Origin of the sequence: Streptomyces sp. NBC_00016 (genome assembly GCF_045040885.1) — a bacterium.
GTDB lineage: Bacteria > Actinomycetota > Actinomycetes > Streptomycetales > Streptomycetaceae > Streptomyces > Streptomyces coriariae.
Map to the genome: position 1 here is coordinate 2,709,269 of NZ_CP108304.1, position 25,468 is coordinate 2,734,736.

Sequence of the window (25,468 nt, forward strand, 5' to 3'; positions counted from 1 at the left end):
TTCGCCGGAAACGCGGCGGGGGCGGAAAGCGGTGTCGAAGCGCTTACCGCGCTCATGCCGCCGCCCCGCCGAGCAGCCGTCGTTCGTCCCACCAGGGAGGGGTCTCGTCGGTGAGCGGGGTGAGTTCGACGAGGGTGATCTCGTGGCGGGACAGGGTGAGGTCCAGTTCGGCGCGGCCCTCCGGGGTGGTCAGCCGCCGGTGGCTGCGGGCGGGTTCGGCGGCCTCGTGCAGGATGTCCAGTTGCCCGGACCGTGGTGAGCGTGGGCTGCCCATGTGCCGCCAGGCGGCGTAGGCGTTTCCGTGCTCGTCGTCGACGGTGGACCGGCGGACGAAGACCTCAGGCGCCACGACCGGGAGGGACAGCCGCAGTGCATGGCGCCCGGGGCCGGGGGTCTCGCCGGTCGGGTCGACGGGCGCCCAGGCCAGGACCGTGATCCGGCCGTCGGGGTGGCGGGTGACCAGGTGGTCGTCGCCGCGCGCGAGCAGGTCGGGGCCCATCCGCGCCATGAACGCGTACAGGTGGTACGTCGGTTTCTTGATCTGCCGGTGGGTGAGCAGCCCGAACCCGCCGTGGAAGAGGGCCGTGGGGACACCGGTTTCCTCGAACATGTCGCTGAACGTCCAGTACGAGAAGGAGTCGGCGAGGTCACCGCCGTGTGCGAGGACCGGCGCCAGGTAAGCGGCGTGGAAAGCGGTGTCGTGGATCGGGTTGTCCGGGCGGTACGAGGAGTTGAACTCCGTGATGTGCACCGGTAGCTCGGCCAGCCGGGTTCCCTTGAGGAGTGCACGGGGTGTGGCGAACTGGTCGAGCAGGCCGGAGGCCGGGGCAAGGGTCTGGTGGACGCCGAACGGCACGTGCTGCGCGGGGCCGGAGGTGTAGGCGTGCTTCGACACGAAGTCGACGGGCACGTCCCGATGCTCTGCGAACTCGGCGAACCGCTCCAGCCAGTCGTCGGCGCCCGGGGAGACGGCCGGGCCCCCGACCTGGAGGCCGGCGTCCACCTCCTTCACCGCGTGGGCGGTGACCTCGTACAGGCGGTGATACGCCATTTCGTCCGCGTCCTGCCAGAAGTCGGGCAGGTTCGGCTCGTTCCACACCTCGATCGGCCAGGTGCGAACCTCGTCGAGGCCGTAGCGGTCGACGAGGTGAGCGAGGGTGGAGCGCACCAGGTCGGCCCACTCGCGGTGCGAGCGGGGCGGGGTGACATTGCCCTGCCACCAGAAGACGGTCCGGCTTCCCGAGGCCAGTTCCGCGGGCATGAAGCCGAGCTCGAGAAAGGGGCGGATGCCGGCCGACAGAAAGGCGTCAACGACCTGGTCGACGTAGGTGAAGGAGTGGTGGGTGCGGTGGGTTCCCTCGTGGTCGTACGGGCGGTACACGCCCATACCGTCACTGAGCAGGCCGTGGCCGCGAATGTAGCGGAAACCGATTTCGCGCTGGATCAGGGCGAGGGAGTCCTGGTAGTCGCGACGCAGGGCGAGTTCGATCCGTCCGGTGCCCACACAGAAACGCCAGGCGTCGGAGAGTCGGCCTGTCGGCTCGGCGGGAACAGTACTCACCCGTTCTCCTTCTTGAAGCGTTCACGTGCCTTGTTGTGCAGGCCGACGAGCTGATCCATGCTCTTGGCCTTCAACTCGGTGACGTAGTCGTCCCATTCGGACAACGGGCGCTTGCCCATGGCGAACTTGAGCGTGTTCTGGGTGACGTGGTCCCTCAGGGGCGTTTCCCACAGCGACGCCTGCTCCTGCTCCACGGACTGCAACGGGTGGGCCGGGCCGATCGGCAGTTGCTCGCGTTGGGCCATCGCGTCCTGGAACTTCTTCTCGTCCGGGCTGAAGGAAGAGGAGACCAGCGCCCAGCTGCCGCCGTACGTGAAGACGCCGTTGAAGAAGCCGTAGTCCTTTTGCAGGTCCTTCGGGGCATCCGGGTCCGAGCCCATGAGGGTGATGCCCGGCTCCAGTTTGTACTGGTCGCCGGCACGGGTGTAGGTGACGTCCTGGACGCCCCATTTGGCGAACCGCTGGCCCTCGTCCGAGTACCAGAGCCAGTCGACGAACTGCATCATCGCGACGAAGGTGTCGCTCTTGAGCGCCTTGCTGGAGACCATGAGACCGTTTTCCAACCGGGCGCCGCCGATCACCACCGGACCGGCCGGACCGAGCGGTACCGGCACCATCTCGATCTTCGCTCCGCTCACCTGTTTCTCCAGGTTGTAGCGGTAGTTCTGGACCAGCTCCTGCGGATTGGCGCTGATCGCGAAGGATTTCTCGCCCAGCAGCTTCTGCACGGCGTCGTCGTCCGTCTGGGTGAAACTCTCCGGGTCCATCAGCTTCTCGGCGACCAGTTTCCTCAGGTACTCGATCATCTGGCGGTAGCCGTCCGTGGCGCCGGTGAAGACGAACTCCCCGGCCTTCGCGTCGAAACTGATGTTGTCGTAGGTCCAGCCCGCCCTCACGCCGTACGCCTGGCCGAGGTAGCTGAGCAACGCGGCTGCCGGGAAAGGGGTGTTGGTGCTCCAGCGATCGGTGAACGGGTAGCGATCGGGGTACTCGGCCTTAATCGCCTTGAAGACGTCGTACACCTCGTCCCAGGTGGTGGGCAGACTCAGGCCGAGCCTGTCGAGGACATCCGTGCGCAAGGACAGCGAGTAGCCGGACTTGATCTTCTCGTGCAGGCCCGGAAGAAGGTAGTACTTGCCGTCGGACTGCCTGATGGAGTCGAGTTCCGGTTCCAGCTTCCATTTTCTGACCTTGTCCTGGAAGTTGGGCATGAGGTGCACGTACTCGCTGACCGGCAGGATCGCGCCCGAGGAGACGAAGGCAACCTCCGACGGGTGATACGTCTTGGGAATCAGGAACGGGGCGTCGCCCGCGCCGATGAGGACGCTGCGCTTCTTCTCGTAATCGCTCAGCGGGACGGCAACGGGTTTCAGCGTGATACCGGTGCGCTTGGTGAGTTCCTTCCAGAACAGCCAGTTGTCCTTCAACGGATAGACCGGGTTGTTGTTGTGCAGGACCGAGAAGGAAAGCGGCTTCGACGCCTTGAACTGCTGGCCCGCCCGGTACTCCTTCATCGCGCCGTTCTGTTTCTTGGAGAGGTCCTTGGAGTCCTCTCCGTCGTCGCCGCTGCCGCACCCGGTGAGGGTGGCGAGGCCGATGAAGCCTGCGGCGGTGAGGATCTGACGTCGGGACAGCTGACCGGCGTTCTTCACGGATACTCCCTTGTTCCGTAAGAGGGACGACTCTCAGCCCTTGACCGCGCCGAGCATCACGCCCGAGACGAAATAGCGCTGGACGAACGGGTAGACACAGAGGATGGGCAGCGACGTCAGTACGATCGTGACCGCCTGGATGTTGGCCCCCACCTGACTGAGCTGCTCCGTACCGGCGCCCGCGTTGCCACCCGTGGTGGCACCGGAGATGAGGTTGCGCAGATAGACGGTGGCCGGCATGAGTTCGGTGCGGTCCATGTAGAGGTATGCGGAGAACCAGGAGTTCCAGAAGGACACGGAGTAGAAGAGCACCATCGTCGCGATGACCGCCTTGGACAGCGGCAGCACGACCCTGAGCAGAATGCCGTAGGTGCTCAGACCGTCGATCTCCGCGGCTTCCTCCAGTTCGGTGGGCAGGCTCTCGAAGAACGCCTTCATCACCAGCAGGTTGAAGACACTGATCGCGTTGGGCAGCGCGATCGCCCATATGGAGTTCTTCAGGCCGAGGCTGGTGACCAGGACGTAGTTCGGGATCAGCCCGCCGGTGAAGAACATGGTGAACACGGCGACGCCGACGAGAACGCCCCGCCCCTTGAGGTTCCTCTTCGACAGGACATAGGCGTAACAGGTCGTCAGAGCCATGGCGATGACGGTGGAGACGATCGTGTAGAGCACGGTGTTTCCGTAGTTTCGCCAGAACATCGAGTCCTGGAAAACGATTCTGTAGGTGGTGAGGTTGAACCCCTCGGGCCACAGGGTCACCTCACCGGCGCGGATCTGACGTTCACCGCTGAACGACCGGGCGATGATGTTGACGAAGGGATAGAGGGTCACCAGCACGACCAGGGTGAGGATCACGCCGTTCACGCCCTGGAAGACGCGGTAGCCACGCGTGGGCTGGTTCACGGAGGTGCGGGGGCGCGGAGCACGGGACGTCAGGAGGCTCACCACAGGCTCGTCCCCACCGTGCGACGCGACAGCTGGTTCGCGCCGGTGACCAGCACCAGTCCGATGATCGCTTCGAACAGACCGATCGCGGCGGCGTAGCTGAAGCTGTTGGACTCGACGCCGGCCCGGTAGAGGTAGGTCGAGACCACGTCGGCCGTCGGGTAGGTCAGCGGGTTGTAGAGCAGCAGGACCTTCTCGAAGCCGACCGCCAGGAACGTGCCGATGTTCAGGATCAGCAACGTGATCATGGTGGGGCGGATGCCGGGCAGGGTGACGTGCCAGATCTGCCGCCAGCGGCTCGCACCGTCGATCCGGGCGGCCTCGTAGAGGTCTTCGTCGATCGTGGTGAGCGCGGCGAGGTAGAGGATCGTTCCCCATCCCGCGGTCTGCCAGATCTCCGAGCCGACGTAGATCGTGCGGAACCAGCCGGGTTCCTGGATGAACCGGACCGGATCGTGGCCGAACCAGTCCAGCACATGGTTGACCGGGCCGTCCGTGGCCAGCATCTGCATGGTGATGCCCGCGACGATCACGACCGATAGGAAGTGCGGAAGGTACGAAACCGATTGCACGAACCGTTTCAGCGAGCGTCGGCGTACCTCGTTGAGCAGCAGTGCCAGGACGATCGGGATGGGGAAGCAGAACACGAGCGTCAGTCCGCCGAGCCACAGGGTGTTGCGGAAGACCTGCCAGAACGTGGGGTCGGTCAGGAACATCCGCACATAGCGCAGCCCCACCCACTGCTCCCCCAGGATCGAACCACCGGGTTCGAAGCGGCGGAACGCGATCACGTTTCCGATCATCGGCAGGTAACGGAAGACCAGGAAGAACAGCAGCGGCAGCACGGCCAGCGAGTACAGCTGCCAGTCCCGGCGCAGCGCCCGCCGCCAGCCGCGGCGCGCGGTGACCGGACGCTCGGGACCGTGCCGGGTCTTGGGCGGCGGGTCCTGCGTTCCTGGGGGTGGGGCCGATGTGGTGGAGGTGCTCATGCTCGGGCCTCCCGGGGCGTTCTTCGAAACGCTCGATTCGCAGCGTGTGATCTCGAAACTTTCGTGCCCTTACCGGTAACTCTGCGGCAACGTAAGGGCTCACGGAAAGCGCTGTCAATGGGTGCTGCACGGCGGACTGGTGGGACGGCGCATGGTGTTGGATTCCGTCACCGGCAGGGTAGAACCGGGAAGTTGAGTGCTACGGTCCATCGCAATTTTCTGCCCGACCTACGCAACGATCGATCGCCCACAACCCCCTGCGAGGTGCCCCCGTGCCCGCGTTCGACCTGCCACTGCCGGAGCTGGAACGACATCGCCCCGAGCCCGACGAGCCCGACGATTTCGACGCCTTCTGGAGGGACACCCTGAAGGAGGCAGGGCAGCCGGCCCCGCTGGTGTCCGTGCGGCCCGTCGAAACCGGTCTCCGCCTCACGAACACCTGGGACGTGACGTTCCGGGGCTTCGCGGGGGATCCGGTGCGCGCCTGGTTCAGCCTGCCGGCAAGCGCTCGGGAACCCCTTCCGGTGGTGGTCGAGTACGTCGGCTACGGACGTGGCCGCGGCCTCCCTCACGAGCGCCTGACCTGGGTGAACGCCGGTTACGCCCACCTGCTGATGGACAACCGCGGCCAGGGCGACCAGTACGGCAACGGGGGCGCCACCCCCGACCCGCACGCCACCGCGCCCGGCGGCCCCGGTCCGGCCGCTCGCGGCCTCCGCTCCCCGCACGACTACCACTACCGCCGTCTGATCACGGATGCGGTCCGAGCGGTGACGGCGGCTCGGGCGCTGCCCGGCGTCGACCCCACCCGCACGGTCGCCGCCGGCAACAGTCAGGGCGGTGGACTCGCCCTGGCAGTCGCGGGCCTGGTCCCCGACCTGACCGCCCTCCTGGTCACGGCCCCACTCCTGTGCGGGATCCGGCGCGCCCTGGACCTCACCGACGCCGGCCCGTACGGCGAGATCGCCACCTACCTCTCGGTCCACCGGGGCACCGAAGAAACCGCCTACCGCACGCTCTCCTACATGGAAGGCGTTTCCTTCGCCCGCCGCGCCCAGGCCCCCGCCCACTTCGGCACCGGCCTGCGCGACACGGTCTGCCCGCCGAGCGGGGCGTACGCCGCGTTCAACCGGTACGGGGAGCTGAGCGGCGGCGCCGATCCCCGGAGGGAGATGCACGCGTATCCGTTCAACGGTCACGAGGGCGGCGAGGGCGAGCAGGTGGCACGCCAACTCCACTGGCTCGCGGCGACGTTGAACGGCTGACGTCCGCATCACGTCACCACCCTCTCGCGACAGCCGATGCGGTGCGTCACGCCAGAATCCGGGTGGTGCCGCGGTGGGTGGCTCCACGCGCCGGGCCGAGGCGATCACGCACCCCCTGCGCGAGAACGCACGAAGGCACCTGGCACTCGGGCACCTGGGCACCTGGGCACCTGGGCACCTGGGCACCTGGGCACCTGGGCACCTGGGCACCTGGGCACCTGCAGGCGTTTCCCGGCCAACCCGTTTCCAACTCGGTTGGCTCCTACACGCGTTGACCCGGTAAGGTCGTCCGAGCGACGTTCAGACAACGTTGTCGAATCGCGATCCCCCGTCCGCGGCACCGTCCGGGCGGGGACACCCCGGACCGCCCCGCTCCCCCCTTGGGGCAGGCCCGGCTCGCGGGCCCGGTGGGCGTGCGGCTCACCGCCCACCGGGCCCGCCCTGAGCTGCTTGCCGATCAGCCGACCCTGCAGGGAAGGCTCGTCGCACTGTCGCCGCCCGAACCGGAGACGACGTATCCGAACGTCGCACTCTGGCCCGGACTCAACGAGCCGTTCCAGTCGGCGTTGTGGACCATCACCGCCTGCCCGTTGTACGTGGCGTTGCCGCTCCACAGACTGGCCACCGACTGACCGCCGGGCAGCGTCCAGTCGACCATCCAGCCGAGCATCGGAACGTCACCGGAGTTGGTGACGGTCACCTCGGACTGGTAGCCACCGGTCCAGCTGTTGGTGGTCCGCCGAGTGGCCGTGCAGGTACCGGGAACGGGTTCGGTCGGGTTGCCCGGTTCATGGATGCCGGTCACCTCGCCGTTTCCGCCGTCGAAGACGACGTCGGAGCAGGAATAGAAGGTCTCGGCACTGTCCGAGCGCTGCCAGACCATGTAGATGATGTGCCGGCCGGACTTGTTCGCCGGGAGTTGGCCGGTCCAGGAGTAGTTGGCCTCCACCGTGCCCGGGCTGCCGTTCAGCGGCGGGTGGTCGACGGAGAGGAAGGGCTGGCTCTCCATCGCGTCCCAGGTGAGGGTCTGGGTCGGGTCGAAGCCGTCCTTGGTGACATAGACGTAGAACCAACCCGGGTGCGCAGCCCAGGCGTTGTAGGAGAAGTCGACGCTCGCGCCCGACGTGAGATGGGTGAGCGGCCAGTCGCTGCGGGCCGCATTGAAACCGGTGAAGTTGGTGTTGCCGCCGCTGCACAACTCGCCGTCCGGCACGAAGCCGCGGGTGCGGCCGGCCCCGTCGGAGCGCAGTACCGAGAACCAGTTGTAGAACGGCGTGGTACCGCTTACCTGCTGTGCGTTCTTGCAGGCGGGGTTGACCGGCTTGATCTCACCGGTATCGGTCAACCCGTCCTGCCAGCACAGGAACGTGCGGCTGCCGGGTTTCATGGGGGTGCCGTGAGCCTCGGCCTTGCCGCCGGTCGTGACGATCAGGCCCAGGGCGGGGACGGTGGCCAGCAGGGCGAGGAGGACGAGGAGGAGGGCCCGGGTGCGTAACCTCGACTCCGAGTTTGGCGTGATCATGACAGATTGCATGGCAATGAGTCCGCCTTCCGTGTACGGACCGTGCGTGCATGGGGTGCACTGCGGATGCGGGTGTGGGGGCGTGAAGTGGGAGCCTCCCGGACCCGAGCCCGACAGGTTCCGGTCCGCCGGGCACGAGCAGATGTGGGAGCGCTCCCACTTCACCTGTGGCGGAAGATAGCGCCGTACGGCCCACTTGTAAACGGGCGCGTACGGCGCTGCTGCGAAACGTCGGCTGTCAGTGGTGGTGCGGCGACGTCCGGAGGTGCTGGCGCAGAAGCTCCTTTCCGTAGTCGTTGCCGTTGGGTGTGCGGACCACGCAGTGCAGATGCTGCTGCGTCGGGGCCCCGCCATTGGTCTCGCCGTACAGCGAGCCGAACGCGAACGGCGACTGGCAGTCGACCTCGATCCAGATGACCGGGCTCTGGATCCGGCAGTAGAAAGCGGATTCGGCGGCCGTACCTCCCATCCAGGCGAAGTAGGTCTCGGCGAGATGCTTCCTGATCTCGGCCTTCTGGACCTTGGCGACGTCGTCCCTGGCCTTGCCGACGAAACGGTCGATCAGCGTGAGCAGCAACTTGCGCTGGGCTCCGGTGAGCCCGGTGGCGAGGATGCCCTTGTACTCGACGACCGCGTTGTCCGTGAAGGCGCCGGCGGTGATCTCGTCGTTGTCCTTCTCGGACTTGAGGACCGCCGTCGACTGCTGGGTGGAGTCGAGGGAGTTGACGACCGCGAGCGCTGCCTCGATCTCCTCCTGCATCACCTCGGTCTTCGTGCCGTCGATCTCCATCGAGGTCGGCTCGCAACCCCAGAAACACGGGCTCATGACCACCTGGTCGCCGAGAACGAAGTAGTTGACGACCAGGTGGTGGCCGTCGAACTGGAAGCCCCAGGGCTCGGTGGCGGAGGGCGTGCCCATGATCGTCCAGTAGTAGGCCTCGGCGTACTGCGTGCTGTTGACCGCTTCGCAGGCAGCCTTGTTGATCTTCCGGGTGAGCTGGGTGGTTTCCAGGCCCTGGGCGCTGAGTGCGGCCTTCAGCAGAGCCTCGCCGAGAGCGTTCTTCTCGTCGGAGAGATCCGCGATGGAAACACCCTGTCGGGAGTAGGCGTCGGTGTTGCTCCACAGCCGCCACTCGGTGGAGTGGACGGCGAACTGCGCGTCGGACTTCTCACTGTCGCTCAGCCCGGCGAGGAAGGCCTGGGCGGCGGCTGTCACCGGTCCGGTGGCGACCTTCTGCGAGTGGATCGTGTACAGGTCTTCGATCCGCCTGCCGTCCGTGGTGAGACCGAAGAACTCCTCCGTGATGCCCTCCGTCGGCATGGACCCGCCGGCCCCGCCGCCCGGCCCGCCACTAGGCGCACCGCTCGGAGAGGCTGAGGCGGTGGCGTCCGCCGTGCCGGTGGCATCGTCGGCCATCGCGGCCCAGGCGCCGGCCCCGCCCATGGTCGCCACGGCGGTGGCACCACTGGCGAGGAAAACCTTGCGCATGAAATTTCGGCGGTCGGCGTGAGCGCGTCGACCGGTTTCGGGCTGCGGTTCCGCCTGCGGTTCCAGTTCCCCGGTGGTGGAATCGGTCATCTCCGCTGGCTCCCTTCGTCGTTGGCACGTCCGTGACGGAGTGCCGGGCCGGGGACGACTTTGGGCACGGAAACTGAGGGAAAACTGAAGAGGTGGCTCTTGGAACACGAGGAAACACGGCAACTCGAGAGTTCGTCGGAGTGTTGCCGGCTGGAACAGGGCTGATCGACTGTTTCGGCCGTTCCCCTGTGCGACCCGCTGTGGTGGCCCGACCCGACGAGACGATCGATGTGGTTGATGTGGTCGAGTCGTCGTCGTGGAGAGCGGCTTCCTGGCGGCTGAGCCTGGTGATCGGGCTGAGGGAAGTCCCCACGTGGTGTGGCGGGGCCTGCGGAATCGAGCGCCTCGGCGGCGCTTCAGCTCATCGCACCGACACCCGTGGACTCCAGGTCAGGATGTCCGCGCCGGTCTCCCCCGCGAGCGGCAGCTCCACCGTGAACTCCGTGCGGCCCGGTTCACTGTGCACGTCGATGTGACCGCCATGGGCCGATGTGATCGCCGCGACGATGGCGAGGCCGAGGCCGGCGCCGCTGCCTGCGGTGGCGCGGGCCCGTGAGGCGTCGGCGCGGGTGAAGCGTTCGAAGACCGTCGGGAGGAGGTCGGGCGGGATGCCGGGGCCGTCGTCCCGGACGCGCACCGCGCACATCCCCCGTCGTGCCTCCACCACCGCCACGACACTCGTGCCAACGGGTGTGTGCACACGCGCGTTGGCCAACAGGTTGGCGACCACCTGGTGCAGGCGGGCCTCATCGCCGAGGACCAGGGGCGCCTCGTCGAGGCACAGCTCCAGTTGCCAGTCGTGACCGCTGCCCGCGGCCCGGGCGTCCCACACCGTCTCGGCGACGAGCGCCGCGAGGTCAACCTCGGCAGATTGCAGCGGTCTGCCCTCGTCCAGCCGGGCGAGCAGCAGCAGGTCCTCCACCAGACCCGTCATCCGCGCCGACTCGGCCGTCACCCGGCGCCAGGCCAGGCCCGGTTCGATGCGGTCCGTGCCCCGGTTCATCAGCTCCGCGTATCCGGCGATGGAGGCGAGGGGGGTGCGCAGTTCGTGGCTGGCGTCGGCCAGGAAACGGCGCATGCGTTCCTCGCTGCGGCGCATCCGCTCCTCGCTGCGCTGGCGTTCGGCGAGCGAGGACTCCACGTGTTCGATCATGCGGTTCAGGGCGGCACCCACCTGACCCGCCTCGCTGCCGGGGTCGGTGTCCCGTTCGGGAACCCGGGTGAGACCGGTTACCTCCCCGCGGCAGAGCGGGGCGTGCGAGACCTCGACGGCGGTGGCGGCGACCCTGCCGAGGGGGCGCAGCTGACGTCGGATGACCACCGCGCAGACACAGCCGGCCACCGTCAGGCCCGCCGCGGCGACGACCGCCTCCACGACCACCAGGCCGCCGATCATGTCCTGGACGTCGTCCATCGGGAGTCCGGTGAGAACGCGTACACCGTTGTTGCCGAGCGCGGTGAAGCGGTAGGTGCCCAGGCCGGGGACCGTCCTGGTGTGGAGGCCGCCGTCGGTCGCGATGCCTTTCAGGGCCGCTATCTGTGTTTCCGTGAGGTTCTGTGGCGGGGCGTCCTGGCCCACCGTCGCCGCCGCGAGGACGGTGCCGTCCGCGTCCAGACGGGCGGCGAGCATCCCGGCCGGATGGCCGCTCTCGTTGAGAAAGGTGAGGTCCTGCGTCAGGTCCGGGTGGAGGGAGGCACCGCCCAGGCTGCGTTCCGCGGCGTTGGTGACCCGGTCGTCCAGGTTGCCCAGCAGGTAGGCACGCTGGGCGAAAACGGTGGTGAGTGCCATCACCGCGCACACGGCGACGAGTACGACGCTGATGAAGACCAGGAGACGGGTGCGCAGGGAACCACCCCGCGGACGGGCATCCGCCCTACGGAAATCCCACCGTCGGACACCCCCAGGACGGACATACCCAGGGCCGGCATCGGCCGGACGGACGTCGGCCGGACGGGCATCCCTCGAACCGGCACCCTGCGGGCGGACGTTACTCGGACGAGTCCTCATCTTCCGTCCTCCACCGGCCTGATGGCGTATCCCAGCCCGCGCACGGTGTGGATCATGGGTGGGCGGCCACGGTCGAGCTTGCGGCGCAGGCTCGAGATGTACACCTCGACAAGGTTTCCGCCGCCGTCGAAGGAGCTGGTCCAGACGTGGTCGAGGATCTGTGTCTTGCTCAGGACCTGCCGCGGGTGCTCCATCAGCAGGCTGAGCAGTTCGAACTCCTTGGCGGTCAGGGTGATCCGCGAACCGTCCCGGTGCACCTCACGGGACTCGCCGGTCAGCACCAGGTCGCCGAGGACGCGTACGGAGTCGTCGGTGCGGGTCCGTTCGGCACCGGACCGGCGCAGCAGCCCGCGCAGGCGCAGCACGACCTCCTCCAGTGAGAACGGTTTCGTGACGTAGTCGTCGGCCCCGTTCGCCAACCCGTCGATGCGGAACTCCAGGGCGTCGCGGGCGGTGAGCATGAGGATGGGCAGCTCGGGGTTCTCGTAGCGCAGACGGCGCAGCACCTGAACGCCGTCGAGGTCGGGCAGCATGCCGTCGAGGACGACGGCGTGCGGGGCGCAGCCGCGCGCGATCCTGAGCGCGCTGTGTCCGTCGGCGGCCGGGTAGGGGCGCCAGCCCGCCTCGGTGACGGCCACGGAGAGCACTTCGGTGAGCGCGGGCTCGTCGTCGACGATCAGAACGCGGACCCGTCCGCTTCGGGTACCGGAGATGCCAGCCATGTCCTGATCCTGTCCCGGTTGGCTGGGGGAACCCTGTGCTCCGACTGAGCCGAAGCCGTGCAAACCGGGGTTCTTTCCCTCTGTGCCGACCCGTGGCGGCGCACGGCTTTCGGTCCCAGGCCCCGGACAGGCCTGCCGAGGGCCTGCCCGGGGGCTGCCGACTGCCCGCCGACCGCCGCGGCCCAAAGGGGCATCGGCACTGGTCGGCCACGAGGTCCGGCGTCCGGGCGGCACGGCGGAGGGCCGCACCCCCGCCGACGGGGATGCGGCCCTCCATTGCCTTGCCGTACTGCTTGCCGAACCGCTGCTCGATCGGTTGCGGAACCGCTTGCCGGGATCGGTTGCGGAACCGCTTGCCCGATCGGTTACTTGCGGATCAGGCTGCGCAGCACGTACTGCAGGATGCCGCCGTTGCGGTAGTAGTCCGCCTCACCGGGGGTGTCGATGCGGACGACCGCGTCGAACTCCACGCCGGAGTCGGTGGTGACCTTGACCGTAGCGGGGGTGGTGCCGTCGTTCAGCTCGGTGATGCCGGCGATGGAGAAGGCCTCCTCACCGGTCAGGCCGAGGGTCTCGGCGGACTGGCCCGCCGGGTACTGCAGCGGGATGACGCCCATGCCGATGAGGTTCGAGCGGTGGATGCGCTCGTAGGACTCGGCGATGACGGCCTTGACGCCGAGCAGCGCGGTGCCCTTGGCGGCCCAGTCGCGGGACGAGCCGGAGCCGTACTCCTTGCCGGCCAGGATGACCAGCGGGATGCCCTGCTCGATGTAGTTGCGCGAGGCGTCGTAGATGAACGACACCGGCGCGTCGGCCTGGGTGAAGTCGCGGGTGTAACCGCCTTCCGTCCCCGGCGCGACCTGGTTGCGCAGGCGGATGTTGGCGAAGGTGCCGCGGATCATGACCTCGTGGTTGCCTCGGCGCGAGCCGTAGGAGTTGAAGTCACGTCGCTCGATGCCGTGCTCGGTGAGGTACTTGCCCGCCGGGGTGTCGGCCTTGATCGCGCCGGCCGGGGAGATGTGGTCGGTGGTGACCGAGTCGCCCAGCTTGGCCAGGACGCGCGCGTCGGCGATGTCGGAGACCGGGGTGGTCTCCATCGTCATGCCCTCGAAGTAGGGGGGCTTGCGGACGTAGGTCGACTCGGCGTCCCACTCGAAGGTGTTGCCGGTCGGGATCGGCAGCGCCTGCCACTGGGCGTCGCCCGCGAAGACGTCCTGGTAGGACTTGTTGAACATGTCCTCGCCGATGGCGTTCGCCACGACGTCGTTGACCTCGGCCTCGGAGGGCCAGATGTCGGCCAGGAAGACCGGCTTGCCCTCCTGGTCGACACCGAGCGCGTCGCGCGTGACGTCCACCTTCATGGAGCCCGCGAGGGCGTACGCGACGACCAGCGGCGGGGAGGCCAGGTAGTTCATCTTGACGTCGGGGTTGATCCGGCCCTCGAAGTTCCGGTTGCCGGAGAGGACCGAGGTGACCGCGAGGTCGTGGTCGTTGACGGCCTTGGAGACCTCCTCCGGCAGCGGGCCGGAGTTGCCGATGCAGGTGGTGCAGCCGTAGCCGACGAGGTTGAAGCCGACCTTGTCGAGGTACGGGGTGAGGCCCGCCTTGTCGAAGTAATCGGTTACGACCTTCGAACCCGGGGCGAGCGTGGTCTTGACCCACGGCTTGCGGGTCAGGCCCTTCTCCACGGCCTTCTTCGCGACGAGCGCGGCGGCGACCATGACGTACGGGTTGGAGGTGTTGGTGCAGGAGGTGATGGCCGCGACCGTCACCGCACCGTGGTCGATCTCGTACGTCGAGCCGTCGGGAGCGGTCACGGTGACCGGGTTCGACGGGGCGCCGTTGGGGTGGTTGGCCGGGGCGTCGGAGGCCGGGAAGGACTCCTTGCCCGCCTCGTCGGCGGTGTCGACGTAGTTGCGGACGTCGCTCTTGAACTGCTCGGCGGCGTTCGCGAGGACGATGCGGTCCTGCGGGCGCTTCGGGCCGGCGATGGACGGGACGACCGTGGAGAGGTCCAGCTCGAGCTTCTCGGAGAAGTCCGGCTCGGCCTGCGGGTCCAGCCAGAGGCCCTGCTGCTTGGCGTACGCCTCGACGAGCGCGACCTGCTGCTCGGAGCGGCCGGTGAGCTTGAGGTACTTCAGCGTCTCGTCGTCGATCGGGAAGATCGCGGCGGTGGAGCCGAACTCCGGCGACATGTTGCCGATGGTGGCGCGGTTCGCGAGCGAGGTGGCGGCGACGCCCTCGCCGTAGAACTCGACGAACTTGCCGACGACGCCGTGCTTGCGGAGCATCTCGGTGATGGTCAGCACGAGGTCGGTGGCGGTGGTACCGGGGGTGAGCTCACCGGTGAGCTTGAAGCCCACGACGCGCGGGATCAGCATCGAAACCGGTTGCCCGAGCATCGCGGCCTCGGCCTCGATGCCGCCGACGCCCCAGCCAAGGACGCCGAGGCCGTTGACCATGGTGGTGTGCGAGTCGGTGCCGACCAGGGTGTCGGGGTAGGCCTGGCCGTTACGGACCATGACCGTGCGAGCGAGGTGCTCGATGTTCACCTGGTGGACGATGCCGGTGCCCGGCGGGACGACCTTGAACTCGTCGAACGCGGTCTGGCCCCAGCGCAGGAACTGGTAGCGCTCCTTGTTGCGGCCGTACTCCAGCTCGACGTTCTGGGCGAAGGCGTCGTTGGTGCCGAACTTGTCGGCGATGACGGAGTGGTCGATGACCAGCTCGGCCGGGGCCAGCGGGTTGATCTTCGCAGGGTCACCGCCGAGCTCCTTGACGGCCTCACGCATGGTGGCGAGGTCGACGACACAGGGCACGCCGGTGAAGTCCTGCATGATCACGCGGGCCGGCGTGAACTGGATCTCCTGCGACGGCTGGGCCTGGGAGTCCCAGTTGCCGAGCGCAAGGATGTGGTCGGCGGTGATGTTCGCGCCGTCCTCGGTGCGGAGCAGGTTCTCCAGCAGCACCTTCAGGCTGTACGGAAGGCGAGCCGAGCCTTCCACCTTGTCCAGCCGGAAGATCTCGTACGACTCGTCGCCCACCTGCAGCGTGCTGCGGGCGTCGAAGCTGTTCGCCGACACGACAGTCTCCTTCATTGATGTGCGCTTACCACCGCATCCTGCCGCCACGCAGACTTGGCCGATCCGCTAAGGTCAGGCTAAGTTAGGTAACCCTTACCAGGGTGGCGGCTGCGGGGCGCCTCGGCAGATATCTCGATGTCGAGATAACTCTAGTACATGGGGGCTGAATGGTCATGCCCGGGCTCGCTGTCCGCTCCCGGGGAAAGCCGGATGCCGTACTCGGCCAGCCAGGCCGACAGCTCCCGTCGGGAAGCGCTGACGAGTATGCCGCCGCTGAAGCGCACGTCGTCCGTGACCTCGACCACGTACCACGCGGGCGGCACGAAGGCCGGCGCCTTCTCGTCATCCGAGAACTCCGCCTCCTCCGAGAGAACCAGGCCCTCCAGGGGACCCTCGAAGACGTCGACACCGATGGGCGGCACGCCGAACCGCGTCTTGGGCAGCACCGCCGCCGGCAGTGAGGCGAGCAGGCCACACTCGGCCCGGGACAGACAAGTGTTCGTGATCAGTCCCTGCCCTGGACGGCACCCGGCCGGTTCGCGGGCACATCAGCCCTCAGCCCTCACGTACCACCCCGCCCACCACAGCCGTCACGACCTTCGTGACCTCCGTCATCGCCGGCGGCACGGTGTTCCCGGCGCTTGCGAAGAGCAGGTGGGCCGCGCCGATCAGGGTGGGGGCGAGGGTGTCGACGTCGGCGTCCGGCGCGATGCGGCCGAGGGCCCGCTCGGCGGCGAGGTAGGCGGCGATCACGGCCGCCGCCTCGGTGAGGAGCGGGATGCCCTTCGAGCCGGCCGCGCGCAGGCGGGCGCGCAGTTCGTCGCGGGAGATGACGAGGGCGACGATCGCCACGGCGACCGAGCCGAACAGGTCGGTCACCGTGGCGGTGAGGTTGGCGACGACCGTGCCGGTTCCGGCGGACTCGTGCAGGCCCTGCGCCCGGAGCCGGAGCCCGCCGATGCGGTCGAGGACCAGCTCGGTGAGGAACGCGTCGAAGTCGGCGAAGTGACGGTGCAGCACGCCTTTGGCGCAACCCGCCTCGGTGGTGACCGCCCGGCTGGTCAGCGCGGTCACCCCGTCCCGTAGCAAGACGCGTTCGGCAGCGATGAACAGCTGCTCGCGGACATCGCGGATGGCCACTCCGGTCGGCGCCATGAGTCGTGGTCCCCTTTTCGCTTGCTCGGTCGGTCAGTTACGCGATCGGCCAGTTGCCCCGATCGGTCCGTTGATGGAGCGGTCTATTGGTGGAGCGACATATTGGCCGAGCGATCTATTGGCCGAGCGGCCTGTTGGTCGGTCGAGCGGTCTGTTGCACAAGCGGTTACCTCAGCGCCTCGCCCCATTGGCGAGTGGGCATGTGCCCACTAGAGTGGGCGCATGCCCACTTTACCCACGCCCTCCGGCGACCAGCCCCATGACCACTCCCGGTCCCAGCCCCACACGCACCGGCAGATGGCCGAGTCCTTCGGCATCGACGCCGGACGCTACGACCGGACCCGTCCCCGATATCCCGCCCCGCTGATCGAGCGGATCGTCGCCGACCGGTCCGGGGCCGAGCCCCTGCGCGTCCTCGACGTGGGCTGCGGTACCGGGATCGTCGCCCGGCAACTCCGGGCCGCCGGCTGCCTGGTGCTCGGGGTCGAGCCCGACGGGAGAATGGCCGAGGAGGCCCGCACCCACGGGGTGGAGGCCGAGATCGCGACGTTCGAGTCATGGGAGCCGGCGGGCCGCACCTTCGATGCCGTCGTCGCCGGCCAGGCCTGGCACTGGATCGATCCGGTCGCGGGGGCCGCGAAGGCGGCACGGACACTGCGAACGGGCGGACGGCTCGCCGCGTTCTGGAACGTACACCGACTCCCCGACGATCTGACGACGGCACTGACCAGCGCCTACCGGCGAGTGGCGCCCGACTCGCCGGTCGACCTCGGGGCGGCCATCAGGCCCGGCACGGACGGCTGTCAGGCACTGGCCGCGAAGGCCGCCGACGCCATCCGGCAGACGGTCGGGTTCGGCGAGCCGGAGCAGTGGCGGTTCGACTGGGAGTGGACCTACACCCGGGACGCCTGGCTGGACCAGATGCGCACCCACGGCATCCTCACCCACCTTCCCTCCGACCAGGTGGCGGAGGTGCTGGCCGAGGTCGGCGCCGCGATCGACGCGAGGGGCGGCAGCTTCACCGCACGGTACGTGACGGTGGCGGTGACGGCGGTGCGGGACGCCGACGCCTGAACGGGCTCCAGGGTGAGGGGTATTGGAGGCACGCCGGTCATGGGCCCGCCGAGTCGGGGTAGACGTGTGCGAACGGACGCCACGCAAAGAAGGAGCCTCGATGCCCCTCACCTTCCGCAAGAGTTTCCGCATCCTCCCCGGGGTGCGACTGAACATCAATCGCCGTTCCTGGTCGATCACGACCGGCGGCGGCAAGCATGGACCGCGCCACACACACAGCAGCACCGGACGTCGTACGACATCGGTTGATTTGCCCGGACCTTTCGGGTGGCGGCGTACCCGCAAGGACAGGCACCATTGACGAGACGTCACCCGAATGGACCCCCCAAGAGGTGCCATCTCATATCTGAGATAACCTCAACCCCATGGCAGACGACTACCTCGTACGCATCGGCAAGCTCATCCGTGACGCCCGACAGCACCGGGGCTGGACACAAGCGCAGCTGGCCGAGGCGCTCGCAACCAGCCAGAGTGCCGTCAACCGCATCGAGCGAGGCAACCAAAACATCAGCCTTGAGATGATCGCTCGAATCGGTGAAGCCCTGGACAGTGAAATCGTCTCTCTGGGCTACGCGGGCCCGATGCACCTGCGGGTGGTGGGCGGCCGTCGGCTGTCCGGCGCGATCGACGTGAAAACCAGCAAGAACGCTTGCGTCGCCCTGCTGTGCGCCTCGCTGCTCAACCAGGGGCGCACGGTGCTGCGCCGGGTCGCCCGGATCGAGGAGGTCTACCGCCTCCTGGAGGTCCTGAACTCCATCGGCGTACGGACCCGTTGGATCAACGACGGTGTCGACCTGGAGATCGTGCCGCCGGCCGAGCTTGACTTGGCCGCGATCGACGCCGACGCCGCCGTACGCACCCGTTCCATCATCATGTTCCTCGGTCCGCTGCTGCACCGGATGAACCACTTCAAGCTGCCGTACGCCGGTGGCTGCGACCTCGGTACGCGGACCATCGAGCCGCACATGATCGCGCTGCGCCGGTTCGGGCTGGAGGTCGCGGCGACGGAGGGCCAGTACCACGCCGTCGTCGACCGTGCCGTCCACCCGGACCGGCCGATCGTGCTGACCGAGCGCGGGGACACGGTTACCGAAAACGCTCTGCTGGCCGCCTCCCGGTACGACGGTGTAACCGTTATCCGCAACGCCTCTTCCAACTACATGGTCCAGGACCTGTGTTTCTTCCTGGAGGCGCTCGGGGTGCGGGTCGAGGGCATCGGCAGCACCACGCTCACCGTGCACGGCGTGCCGAACATCAACGTCGACGTCGACTACTCGCCGTCCGAGGACCCGGTCGAGGCGATGAGCCTGCTGGCCGCCGCCGTCGTCACGGAGTCGGAGCTGACGGTGCGCCGGGTGCCCATCGAGTTCCTGGAGATCGAGCTCGCTGTCCTGGAGGAGATGGGGCTCGACCACGACCGTACGCCGGAGTACCCGGCCGACAACGGCCGCACCCGTCTGATCGACCTCACGGTCCGGCCCTCCAAGCTGGAGGCGCCGATCGACAAGATCCACCCGATGCCGTTCCCCGGGCTGAACATCGACAACGTCCCGTTCTTCGCGGCCATCGCGGCCGTCGCACAGGGCAAGACCCTCATCCACGACTGGGTCTACGACAACCGCGCGATCTACCTGACCGACCTGAACCGGCTCGGCGGACGGCTCCAACTCCTGGACCCGCACCGGGTGTTGGTCGAGGGACCGACGCGCTGGCGGGCCGCCGAGATGATGTGCCCGCCGGCCCTGCGTCCCGCGGTGGTCGTGCTGCTGGCGATGATGGCGGCGGAGGGCACGTCGGTGCTGCGCAACGTATACGTCATCAACCGCGGTTACGAGGATCTCGCCGAGCGGCTGAACTCCGTCGGGGCGCAGATCGAGATCTTCCGGGACATCTGACCGACGAGTGCCGCCGCATCTTCTGCGACACGCGCGAGCGCGGGTCCGGAGGGGCGCGGCGGCACCGCGGTCTGCTTCTGAGCCTGGGTGCTTCTGAGCCTGAGAGCCTCGGTGGTTCGGAGGTTCGCAGCCTCTGAGTCTCGGGGGGGGGGGACCGGGCGTCGGCTCTACCCTGCGTCGAAGGGATGCGCACCCCTGCGCACGGTCGGGTGGCCGTTGATCGCCTATCTTGGCGCCTATGCAGTCCTACACGATCGGCCAGGCGGCGCGTCTGCTCGGGGTGAGTCCGGATACCGCGCGACGGTGGGCGGACGCGGGCCGGGTGGCCACACACCGGGACGAGGGCGGGCGACGCCTCATCGACGGCAGGGATCTGGCTGCCTTCTCGGTGGAGCTGGCCAAGGGCGGTGGCGGCGAGGAGGGCGCCTCGTACACCTCGGTCCGCAACGCCTTTCCCGGCATCGTCACGGCCGTGAAACTCGGTGATGTCGCCGCCCAGGTGGAGATCCAGGCCGGGCCGCACCGGCTGGTGTCGTTGCTGACGCGGGAGGCCGTGGAGGAACTGGGGCTGGAGGTCGGGGTGGAGGCAACCGCCCGGGTGAAGTCGACGAACGTGCACATCGACCGGACCTGAGAGCGCGGAGCAGCCGTGGCCGCCGCCGTTCGCGCGTGGCGGTGACCGGACGGACGTCGGCCCCCGCGCACGTGCCGGGCACGTGCCGGGCACCCCACGGTGCCGCCCGTCGCAGCGTGCTCGGCCGGTACCTCGACCTCGTCGCGATCCACGTCGTCGATGTCGCCGTCGCGGAGGGCGGTGCCCCGCTCTCCCGATCTTCCGGTCTCCCGATCTCCCGATCTCCCGGTCTCCCGGCCAGGTGCCTCAGGTGCGGCACACTCGGACCGGCAGTGCAGTCCGGCCGTCTCCAGTGCCGTAGCGACGGCGTACGGGCCCCCGTGGCGCCGGTGCCGGACGAGCAGGACGCCCGTCGGTTCCATCCGGCGTCACGCCCACGAGGTGTAGCCGCCGTCCACGTGGATCGCGCTGACGCCGCTGATGTGCCGGGCACCGCAGCGGTCCTGCGGAAGGACGAGTTGAGGTCCGGCGCGGTCGAGCGGAGTGTCGTCGATGGTGACCGCGAGGAGGACGGGCGCGCGCCCGAAGTCGGGGTCGATCTCCGCCCAGGACAGCAGGGCGTGGTGACCGTCCGCGCCGGACACCGCGATCAGGAAGCGCAGACGGTCCTTGCGCCGGGCCGGGTCGAAGCCGGGGCCGGCGTCCGCGAGGACCTCGTGCAGCAGCGGCCCGGTGAAGCGGTGGTGCCGGACGCCGCTGGTGGCGCATTCGAAGGTCACCTCGGCCTGGTGCTGCGGCCAGCCGCGCAGATCGGGCACCGTGAGTCTGGCCGGCCGGGTCAGATCGCCGGCGAGGACGAGTTCCGCCACCGGACCGACAGCCGTACCGACAGCCGGACCGACAGCCGTACCGGCGGCTGTTTCAGCGACCATTACAGCAGCTGTTTCCGTAGTCGTTTCAGCGACGGTTACAGCAGCTGTTTCAGTAGTTGTTTCAGCGGCTGTACTGGCGGTCGTACCGGCGGCTGCGAGGGACTGGGTCACGGGCCACCACCTCCTGGATGACCGTACCCGGACCCGACTGCCGTGCAAACGCACATGCCACCCCGGTCGATCTAGCCTCCGGCTCATGCGAAGCGACAGGAGACTTTTACCTTGCATCTGCGGCAGTATCATCAGCGCATGCACACCTACCGGATCAGGGACGCTGCCGCCTTGCTCGGTGTCAGCGCCGACACCGTGAGGCGCCTGGTCGACGGCGGGAAAATCACCGCCGAACGCGACGACAAGGGCCGCCGGATCATCCCGGGGCCGGCCCTCGCGGCCTACGCCCGGCAGGTGCACCGCGCGGAATGGGGGCCCACCGGCTCCTCGGCCCGCAACCGCCTTTCCGGCATCGTCACCGAGGTGCTCCCCGGGGACGTGTCGGCGCAGGTGGAGATCCAGGCCGGACCGTTCCGGGTGGTGGCGCCGGCCAGCCGCGAGTCGGCCGATGAACTGGAGCTGGAGCCCGGTGTTCCGGCGGTTGCCGTGATCAAGTCGACCGACCTGGTCGTCGAGAGACCGTGAATGGTCCGTCAGGACCACACGTGATTGTGTCCGTCAGGATTAGAGGGAGTGGACCCGTGATGACCCGTACCGCGCGCCGGACCGGCCGAACGATGCAGGTGGCCGCCCTGGGAGTCACCGCGCTGCTGGCCCTGAGCGCCTGCTCGTCGTCCGACGACTCCTCGTCGACAGACTCGGGCTCCTCGGCGTCCGCGTCCGCGTCGGACCAGTTGTCCGGCACGGTCACCGTGTTCGCCGCGGCCTCCCTCAAGGAGAGCTTCACGACGCTGGGCAAGGAGTTCGAGAAGGCGCACCCCGGCACGATGGTCACCTTCAGCTTCGGCGGCAGCGACTCCCTCGCCGCGAGCATCACCGGCGGTGCCCCGGCGGACGTGTTCGCGTCCGCCAGCCCCAAGACGATGGCGATCGTGACCGACGCGGGGGACGCCTCGGGGACGCCCGCCACCTTCGTCCGCAACCAGCTGGAGATCGCCACCCTGCCGGGCAACCCCGACAAGATCGCCTCCCTCAGGGACCTCACCAGGTCGAGCCTGAAGGTCGTGCTCTGCGACAAGACGGTGCCCTGCGGCGCCGCCGCCCAGAAGGCCCTCGACGCGAGCAAGCTGAAGCTCACCCCCGTCTCCTACGAGCAGGACGTCAAGGCCGCCCTGACCAAGGTGGAGCTGAAGGAGGCCGACGCGGCCGTCGTTTACAAGACGGATGTGCACGCCGCGGGTGACAAGGTGGAGGGCGTGGAGTTCCCAGAATCGGCAGACGCCATCAACGACTACCCGATCGTCCAGCTCAAGGACGCGCAGAACACCGCGGCGGCCAAGGCGTTCATCGCGCTGGTGCAGTCCGCCGAGGGCCAGAAGGTCCTGACCGAGGCCGGGTTCCTCCAGCCGTGACCCTCCCGACCGACACGTCCGGTGCCGCGGCCGACACCGTCCGGGGTGGGCCGCGGCGCCGGCGTGTCCGGGCCCAGGTGCGCGGTGTGCCGCTGCCCCTGCTGGTGCCCGCGCTGATCGGCGTGGCGTTTCTGGTCGTGCCGCTGATCGCCCTGCTGGTACGGGCCCCGTGGCGCAGTCTGCCCGAGCTGCTGACCAGCGCCGAGGTGTGGCAGGCGCTCCGGCTGTCGTTGGTCTGCGCCACCGCCGCCACCGCCGTGAGCCTGGTCGTCGGAGTGCCGCTGGCCTGGGTGCTGGCCCGCGTCGAGTTCCCCGGGCGCGGTCTCGTCCGGGCTCTCGTCACCCTGCCGCTCGTCCTGCCGCCGGTGGTCGGCGGTGTGGCACTGCTGATGGCACTGGGCCGCAACGGCATCGTCGGCAAGACGCTGGACTCCTGGTTCGGCGTCACGCTGCCGTTCACCACCGCCGGGGTCGTGGTCGCCGAGGCGTTCGTCGCCATGCCGTTCCTCGTCATCAGCGTCGAGGGCACCCTGCGCGCCGCCGACCCGCGCTACGAGGAGGCGGCCGCCACCCTCGGCGCCTCCCGTTTCACCGCGTTCCGCCGGGTCACGCTGCCGTTGATCGCGCCGGGCATCGCGGCGGGCGCGGTCCTGGCGTGGGCCCGGGCGCTCGGCGAGTTCGGCGCGACGATCACCTTCGCCGGCAACTTCCCCGGCCGCACCCAGACCATGCCGTTGGCCGTGTATCTGGCCCTTCAGAGTGACCCGGAGGCCGCCATCGCCCTCAGCCTGGTCCTGCTGGCCGTGTCCGTCGCGGTGCTGGCCGGCCTGCGCGACCGTTGGATGACAGCGGGATGACCGAGCCCGAGCCCAAGAAGAGCGCCGCCGCCTCGCGGACCGTCCACGACGTCCACGACGTCCACGACGTACGCCCCGCCGACCCGTTCGCGGACGAGCTCGGTGTCCGCCGCGCCGGCGCCCCCGCTGACGGGCTCGACGCCCACCTCGTCGTGCAGCGCGGCGCGTTCCGGCTCGACGTGACGCTGAACGTGGCACCGGGTGAGGTGGTCGCCCTGCTCGGTCCGAACGGCGCGGGGAAGACCACCGCGCTGCGCGCCCTCGCCGGTCTGACGCCGCTCACCGACGGTCGGCTAAGGCTGGACGGCAACGCGTTGGACGGTACGCCGCCGGAGTCCCGCCCGGTCGGTGTCGTCTTCCAGGACTACCTGCTCTTCCCGCATCTGACCGCCCTGGACAACGTGGCCTTCGGGCCGCGCTGCCAGGGCGCGACGAAGGCGGAGGCCCGTACCCAGGCCGCCGAGTGGCTGGACCGGCTGGGTCTGGCGGCGCACGCCGGCGCCAAGCCGCGCAGGCTGTCCGGGGGCCAGGCCCAGCGGGTCGCCCTGGCCCGTGCGCTGGCGACCCGACCACGGCTGCTGCTCCTGGACGAGCCGCTGGCGGCCCTGGACGCCCGCACCCGGCTGGAGGTCCGTGCCCAACTCCGGCGCCACCTGGCCGAGTTCGAGGCCGTCGCCGTCCTGGTCACGCACGATCCGCTGGACGCCATGGTGCTCGCCGACCGACTCGTCGTCGTCGAGCACGGGCGGGTCGTCCAGGAGGGCGCGCCGTCCGACATCGCCCGCCATCCCCGTACGGACTACATCGCCCAATTGGTCGGCCTGAACCTCTACCGGGGCGAGGCCGACGGTCACGCCGTCCGCCTCGACGCCGGCCCGCCCATCACCACCACCGAGGTCCTGTCCGGCCCGGTGTTCGTGGCGTTCCCGCCTAGCGCGGTCACCCTCTACCGCGACCGCCCCACCGGGGCCAGCGCCCGCAACCTCTGGCACTGCGAGGTCGCGGGCCTGGAGACCCATGGCGATCAGATCCGCGCCGACCTCACCGGCGAACTCCCACTCGCCGCGGACCTCACGACGGTCGCCGCGGCCGAACTCGATCTGCACCCGGGGGCACGGGTCTGGGCGGCGGTGAAAGCCACTCAGACCCACGCCTACCCGGTCTGACGCGACGCCGGGAGCGGCCCGTCCAGGGCCGGAAGCGGGCCCGTCCAAGGCCTGGAGCGGGCCCGTCCAGGGCCGGAAGCGGTCGGGAGCGGCCAGTGTCGGTCGGTTGTGGTCGGGCCCGGACTGGGTCTGCCGGGACCGGTCCGGACCGAGGCGAGTTCCGGAGGTGGGTCCGGGCGGGTTCGGGTGGTCCCGGGTGGGACCAGTGGCGCTGACCGCGCAGGCCAGCTCGATTGAAAATTCCGACCTCGCCTCGGCGGGCGACCTGCGCGGGTCTACGACGCCGGAGGCGGCGGGCCTTGTGACGGGCCCGCCGCTCACGATGCGGTGCCCGTCAAGGGCCCGCCGTCCAGGACCGGCCGCTCAGCCGGCGGTCAGCGTGATGTCCCGCTCCTGCGCCGCGTGGAAGCGGGGCAGCGGCAGGCCGCCCTGGGGGCGGAGCTCCATCAGCGTGGCCTCGACGTGGGCCGCACCGGGTTCGAGGTCGGTCGGACCGGCCTTGCCGGTGTTCTTCCAGGCGTGCTCGGCGCCGTCGCACACTGCGCGGGTGCCGCCGATGCCGTGCCGTGCCGTGCCGGAACCCTGGCCGACGGAGGAGCTGACGAAGACGGGACCCGTGTTGCCGAGACAGCTGTAGGTGCCCGAGAGGGTGATGGTGCCGTCCGAGGCGATGCTGCCGACCTGGTCGACGGTGACGGACTCCGACGCATCGGCGGTGGCCGTGACCGTCGGGGCGGCGAGCAGGAGCAGTACGGCACCGGCGGCCGCGGAGAGGGCGGGACGCAACGACATGGGAGAACCTCCTGTTGTGGGGGCCTCCACAGGTACCGGGCGGGCGCGCCCGGGGCGGTGATCGTCACTCCAACGGTGGCGAGTCCGCACCTGTCGTCGACGAACGGTCCTGGAGTTGTCCTGGTGCTGTCACGCTTGCGCGCACCCTCTGGAGATGCGGGCGGGACGGGC

General features: G+C 69.0%; 22 protein-coding genes. 9 read left to right on the forward strand and 13 right to left on the reverse strand.

Annotated elements, in window-relative coordinates; all coding sequences use genetic code 11:
• Positions 1-52: 52 nt before the first annotated feature.
• The 4 genes from OG933_RS11870 to OG933_RS11885 are packed head-to-tail and all read right to left on the reverse strand — an operon-like array spanning position 53 to position 5,150.
• Positions 53-1,561, reverse strand: a complete 1,509-nt coding sequence (locus tag OG933_RS11870) for a GH39 family glycosyl hydrolase (RefSeq protein WP_405626977.1) — start codon at positions 1,559-1,561, stop codon at positions 53-55.
• The gene (locus OG933_RS11875; RefSeq protein WP_405626979.1) at positions 1,558-3,213 is read right to left on the reverse strand and encodes an extracellular solute-binding protein; all 1,656 of its coding nucleotides are present in this window, start codon (positions 3,211-3,213) and stop codon (positions 1,558-1,560) included. The genes OG933_RS11870 and OG933_RS11875 overlap by 4 nt, the downstream gene beginning before the upstream one ends.
• Positions 3,214-3,246: 33 nt before the next feature.
• Positions 3,247-4,161: a carbohydrate ABC transporter permease gene (locus OG933_RS11880; protein WP_405626980.1), complete on the reverse strand. Its 915-nt coding sequence runs from the start codon at positions 4,159-4,161 to the stop codon at positions 3,247-3,249.
• The gene (locus tag OG933_RS11885) at positions 4,158-5,150 is read right to left on the reverse strand and encodes a sugar ABC transporter permease (RefSeq protein ID WP_020125200.1); all 993 of its coding nucleotides are present in this window, start codon (positions 5,148-5,150) and stop codon (positions 4,158-4,160) included. Before OG933_RS11885 ends, OG933_RS11880 begins: the two co-directional genes overlap by 4 nt.
• 272 nt (positions 5,151-5,422) lie before the next feature.
• On the opposite strand from OG933_RS11885, the gene OG933_RS11890 reads away from it, so the two are divergent.
• Positions 5,423-6,415 (forward strand): acetylxylan esterase, encoded by a 993-nt coding sequence (locus OG933_RS11890; protein ID WP_362531197.1) that lies wholly within the window; start codon positions 5,423-5,425, stop codon positions 6,413-6,415.
• Positions 6,416-6,872: 457 nt separating this feature from the next.
• Here OG933_RS11890 and OG933_RS11895 read toward each other — a convergent pair whose 3' ends face one another.
• The 7 genes from OG933_RS11895 to OG933_RS11925 form a co-directional block, all read right to left on the reverse strand.
• The gene (locus OG933_RS11895; RefSeq protein ID WP_405626983.1) at positions 6,873-7,937 is read right to left on the reverse strand and encodes a lytic polysaccharide monooxygenase; all 1,065 of its coding nucleotides are present in this window, start codon (positions 7,935-7,937) and stop codon (positions 6,873-6,875) included.
• Positions 7,938-8,175: 238 nt separating this feature from the next.
• A complete protein-coding gene (locus tag OG933_RS11900) occupies positions 8,176-9,516 on the reverse strand; it encodes a DUF3500 domain-containing protein (protein WP_405626985.1) in 1,341 nt (446 codons plus the stop codon).
• Positions 9,517-9,877: 361 nt separating this feature from the next.
• Complete coding sequence (locus OG933_RS11905; RefSeq protein ID WP_405626986.1) at positions 9,878-11,305, reverse strand: ATP-binding protein; 1,428 nt, start codon at positions 11,303-11,305, stop codon at positions 9,878-9,880.
• A gap of 215 nt (positions 11,306-11,520) precedes the next feature.
• A complete protein-coding gene (locus OG933_RS11910; protein WP_405626987.1) occupies positions 11,521-12,246 on the reverse strand; it encodes a response regulator transcription factor in 726 nt (241 codons plus the stop codon).
• A gap of 365 nt (positions 12,247-12,611) precedes the next feature.
• Positions 12,612-15,329: an aconitate hydratase AcnA gene (gene acnA, locus OG933_RS11915; RefSeq protein WP_362531210.1), complete on the reverse strand. Its 2,718-nt coding sequence runs from the start codon at positions 15,327-15,329 to the stop codon at positions 12,612-12,614.
• Positions 15,330-15,478: 149 nt separating this feature from the next.
• A complete protein-coding gene (locus OG933_RS11920) occupies positions 15,479-15,775 on the reverse strand; it encodes a hypothetical protein (protein WP_405626991.1) in 297 nt (98 codons plus the stop codon).
• Between the two features lie 109 nt (positions 15,776-15,884).
• Entirely contained in the window at positions 15,885-16,484 is a 600-nt protein-coding gene (locus tag OG933_RS11925) for a TetR/AcrR family transcriptional regulator (RefSeq protein ID WP_405626994.1), read from the reverse strand.
• Positions 16,485-16,706: 222 nt separating this feature from the next.
• On the opposite strand from OG933_RS11925, the gene OG933_RS11930 reads away from it, so the two are divergent.
• From OG933_RS11930 to OG933_RS11945, 4 genes are all read left to right on the forward strand, one after another.
• The gene (locus tag OG933_RS11930) at positions 16,707-17,558 is read left to right on the forward strand and encodes a class I SAM-dependent methyltransferase (protein WP_405626996.1); all 852 of its coding nucleotides are present in this window, start codon (positions 16,707-16,709) and stop codon (positions 17,556-17,558) included.
• 100 nt (positions 17,559-17,658) lie between these two features.
• Positions 17,659-17,859 carry a DUF4236 domain-containing protein gene (locus tag OG933_RS11935; RefSeq protein ID WP_327185563.1) on the forward strand — a complete coding sequence of 67 codons (201 nt, stop codon included), beginning with the start codon at positions 17,659-17,661 and terminating at the stop codon, positions 17,857-17,859.
• Between the two features lie 64 nt (positions 17,860-17,923).
• Positions 17,924-19,453 carry a UDP-N-acetylglucosamine 1-carboxyvinyltransferase gene (locus tag OG933_RS11940; RefSeq protein ID WP_362531221.1) on the forward strand — a complete coding sequence of 510 codons (1,530 nt, stop codon included), beginning with the start codon at positions 17,924-17,926 and terminating at the stop codon, positions 19,451-19,453.
• 238 nt (positions 19,454-19,691) lie between these two features.
• On the forward strand, positions 19,692-20,087 hold the full coding sequence (locus OG933_RS11945; protein WP_054243411.1) for a molybdopterin-binding protein: 396 nt from the start codon (positions 19,692-19,694) through the stop codon (positions 20,085-20,087).
• 368 nt (positions 20,088-20,455) lie between these two features.
• Here the strand turns inward: OG933_RS11945 and OG933_RS11950 are convergent, their stop codons facing one another.
• Positions 20,456-20,959 (reverse strand): molybdopterin-dependent oxidoreductase, encoded by a 504-nt coding sequence (locus OG933_RS11950; RefSeq protein ID WP_405626999.1) that lies wholly within the window; start codon positions 20,957-20,959, stop codon positions 20,456-20,458.
• 249 nt (positions 20,960-21,208) lie between these two features.
• Here OG933_RS11950 and OG933_RS11955 point away from each other — a divergent pair, with 249 nt between their 5' ends.
• The 4 genes from OG933_RS11955 to OG933_RS11970 are packed head-to-tail and all read left to right on the forward strand — an operon-like array spanning position 21,209 to position 24,505.
• Positions 21,209-21,595: a molybdopterin-binding protein gene (locus OG933_RS11955; RefSeq protein WP_405633356.1), complete on the forward strand. Its 387-nt coding sequence runs from the start codon at positions 21,209-21,211 to the stop codon at positions 21,593-21,595.
• A 59-nt stretch (positions 21,596-21,654) separates the two neighbouring features.
• Positions 21,655-22,482: a molybdate ABC transporter substrate-binding protein gene (modA, locus tag OG933_RS11960; RefSeq protein WP_405627002.1), complete on the forward strand. Its 828-nt coding sequence runs from the start codon at positions 21,655-21,657 to the stop codon at positions 22,480-22,482.
• The gene (modB, locus tag OG933_RS11965) at positions 22,479-23,339 is read left to right on the forward strand and encodes a molybdate ABC transporter permease subunit (RefSeq protein WP_405627005.1); all 861 of its coding nucleotides are present in this window, start codon (positions 22,479-22,481) and stop codon (positions 23,337-23,339) included. Before modA ends, modB begins: the two co-directional genes overlap by 4 nt.
• The gene (locus OG933_RS11970; RefSeq protein WP_405627008.1) at positions 23,336-24,505 is read left to right on the forward strand and encodes an ABC transporter ATP-binding protein; all 1,170 of its coding nucleotides are present in this window, start codon (positions 23,336-23,338) and stop codon (positions 24,503-24,505) included. The genes modB and OG933_RS11970 overlap by 4 nt, the downstream gene beginning before the upstream one ends.
• Before the next feature lie 363 nt (positions 24,506-24,868).
• Here the strand turns inward: OG933_RS11970 and OG933_RS11975 are convergent, their stop codons facing one another.
• Entirely contained in the window at positions 24,869-25,297 is a 429-nt protein-coding gene (locus OG933_RS11975) for a DUF6299 family protein (RefSeq protein WP_405627011.1), read from the reverse strand.
• Positions 25,298-25,468: the final 171 nt, after the last annotated feature.

Excerpts from the sequence above, each read along its gene's own strand:
- OG933_RS11945 (WP_054243411.1), top strand. The coding sequence starts at position 19,692 with ATGCAGTCCTACACGATCGGCCAGGCGGCGCGTCTGCTCGGGGTGAGT.
- OG933_RS11895 (WP_405626983.1), bottom strand. The coding sequence starts at position 7,937 with ATGATCACGCCAAACTCGGAGTCGAGGTTACGCACCCGGGCCCTCCTC.
- OG933_RS11955 (WP_405633356.1), top strand. The coding sequence starts at position 21,209 with ATGCACACCTACCGGATCAGGGACGCTGCCGCCTTGCTCGGTGTCAGC.
- OG933_RS11935 (WP_327185563.1), top strand. The coding sequence starts at position 17,659 with ATGCCCCTCACCTTCCGCAAGAGTTTCCGCATCCTCCCCGGGGTGCGA.
- OG933_RS11975 (WP_405627011.1), bottom strand. The coding sequence starts at position 25,297 with ATGTCGTTGCGTCCCGCCCTCTCCGCGGCCGCCGGTGCCGTACTGCTC.
- OG933_RS11930 (WP_405626996.1), top strand. The coding sequence starts at position 16,707 with ATGCCCACTTTACCCACGCCCTCCGGCGACCAGCCCCATGACCACTCC.
- OG933_RS11970 (WP_405627008.1), top strand. The coding sequence starts at position 23,336 with ATGACCGAGCCCGAGCCCAAGAAGAGCGCCGCCGCCTCGCGGACCGTC.
- OG933_RS11910 (WP_405626987.1), bottom strand. The coding sequence starts at position 12,246 with ATGGCTGGCATCTCCGGTACCCGAAGCGGACGGGTCCGCGTTCTGATC.
- OG933_RS11940 (WP_362531221.1), top strand. The coding sequence starts at position 17,924 with ATGGCAGACGACTACCTCGTACGCATCGGCAAGCTCATCCGTGACGCC.
- OG933_RS11885 (WP_020125200.1), bottom strand. The coding sequence starts at position 5,150 with ATGAGCACCTCCACCACATCGGCCCCACCCCCAGGAACGCAGGACCCG.
- OG933_RS11900 (WP_405626985.1), bottom strand. The coding sequence starts at position 9,516 with ATGACCGATTCCACCACCGGGGAACTGGAACCGCAGGCGGAACCGCAG.
- OG933_RS11950 (WP_405626999.1), bottom strand. The coding sequence starts at position 20,959 with ATGGTCGCTGAAACAGCCGCCGGTACGGCTGTCGGTCCGGCTGTCGGT.
- modA (WP_405627002.1), top strand. The coding sequence starts at position 21,655 with ATGACCCGTACCGCGCGCCGGACCGGCCGAACGATGCAGGTGGCCGCC.
- OG933_RS11905 (WP_405626986.1), bottom strand. The coding sequence starts at position 11,305 with ATGGCACTCACCACCGTTTTCGCCCAGCGTGCCTACCTGCTGGGCAAC.
- OG933_RS11925 (WP_405626994.1), bottom strand. The coding sequence starts at position 16,484 with ATGGCGCCGACCGGAGTGGCCATCCGCGATGTCCGCGAGCAGCTGTTC.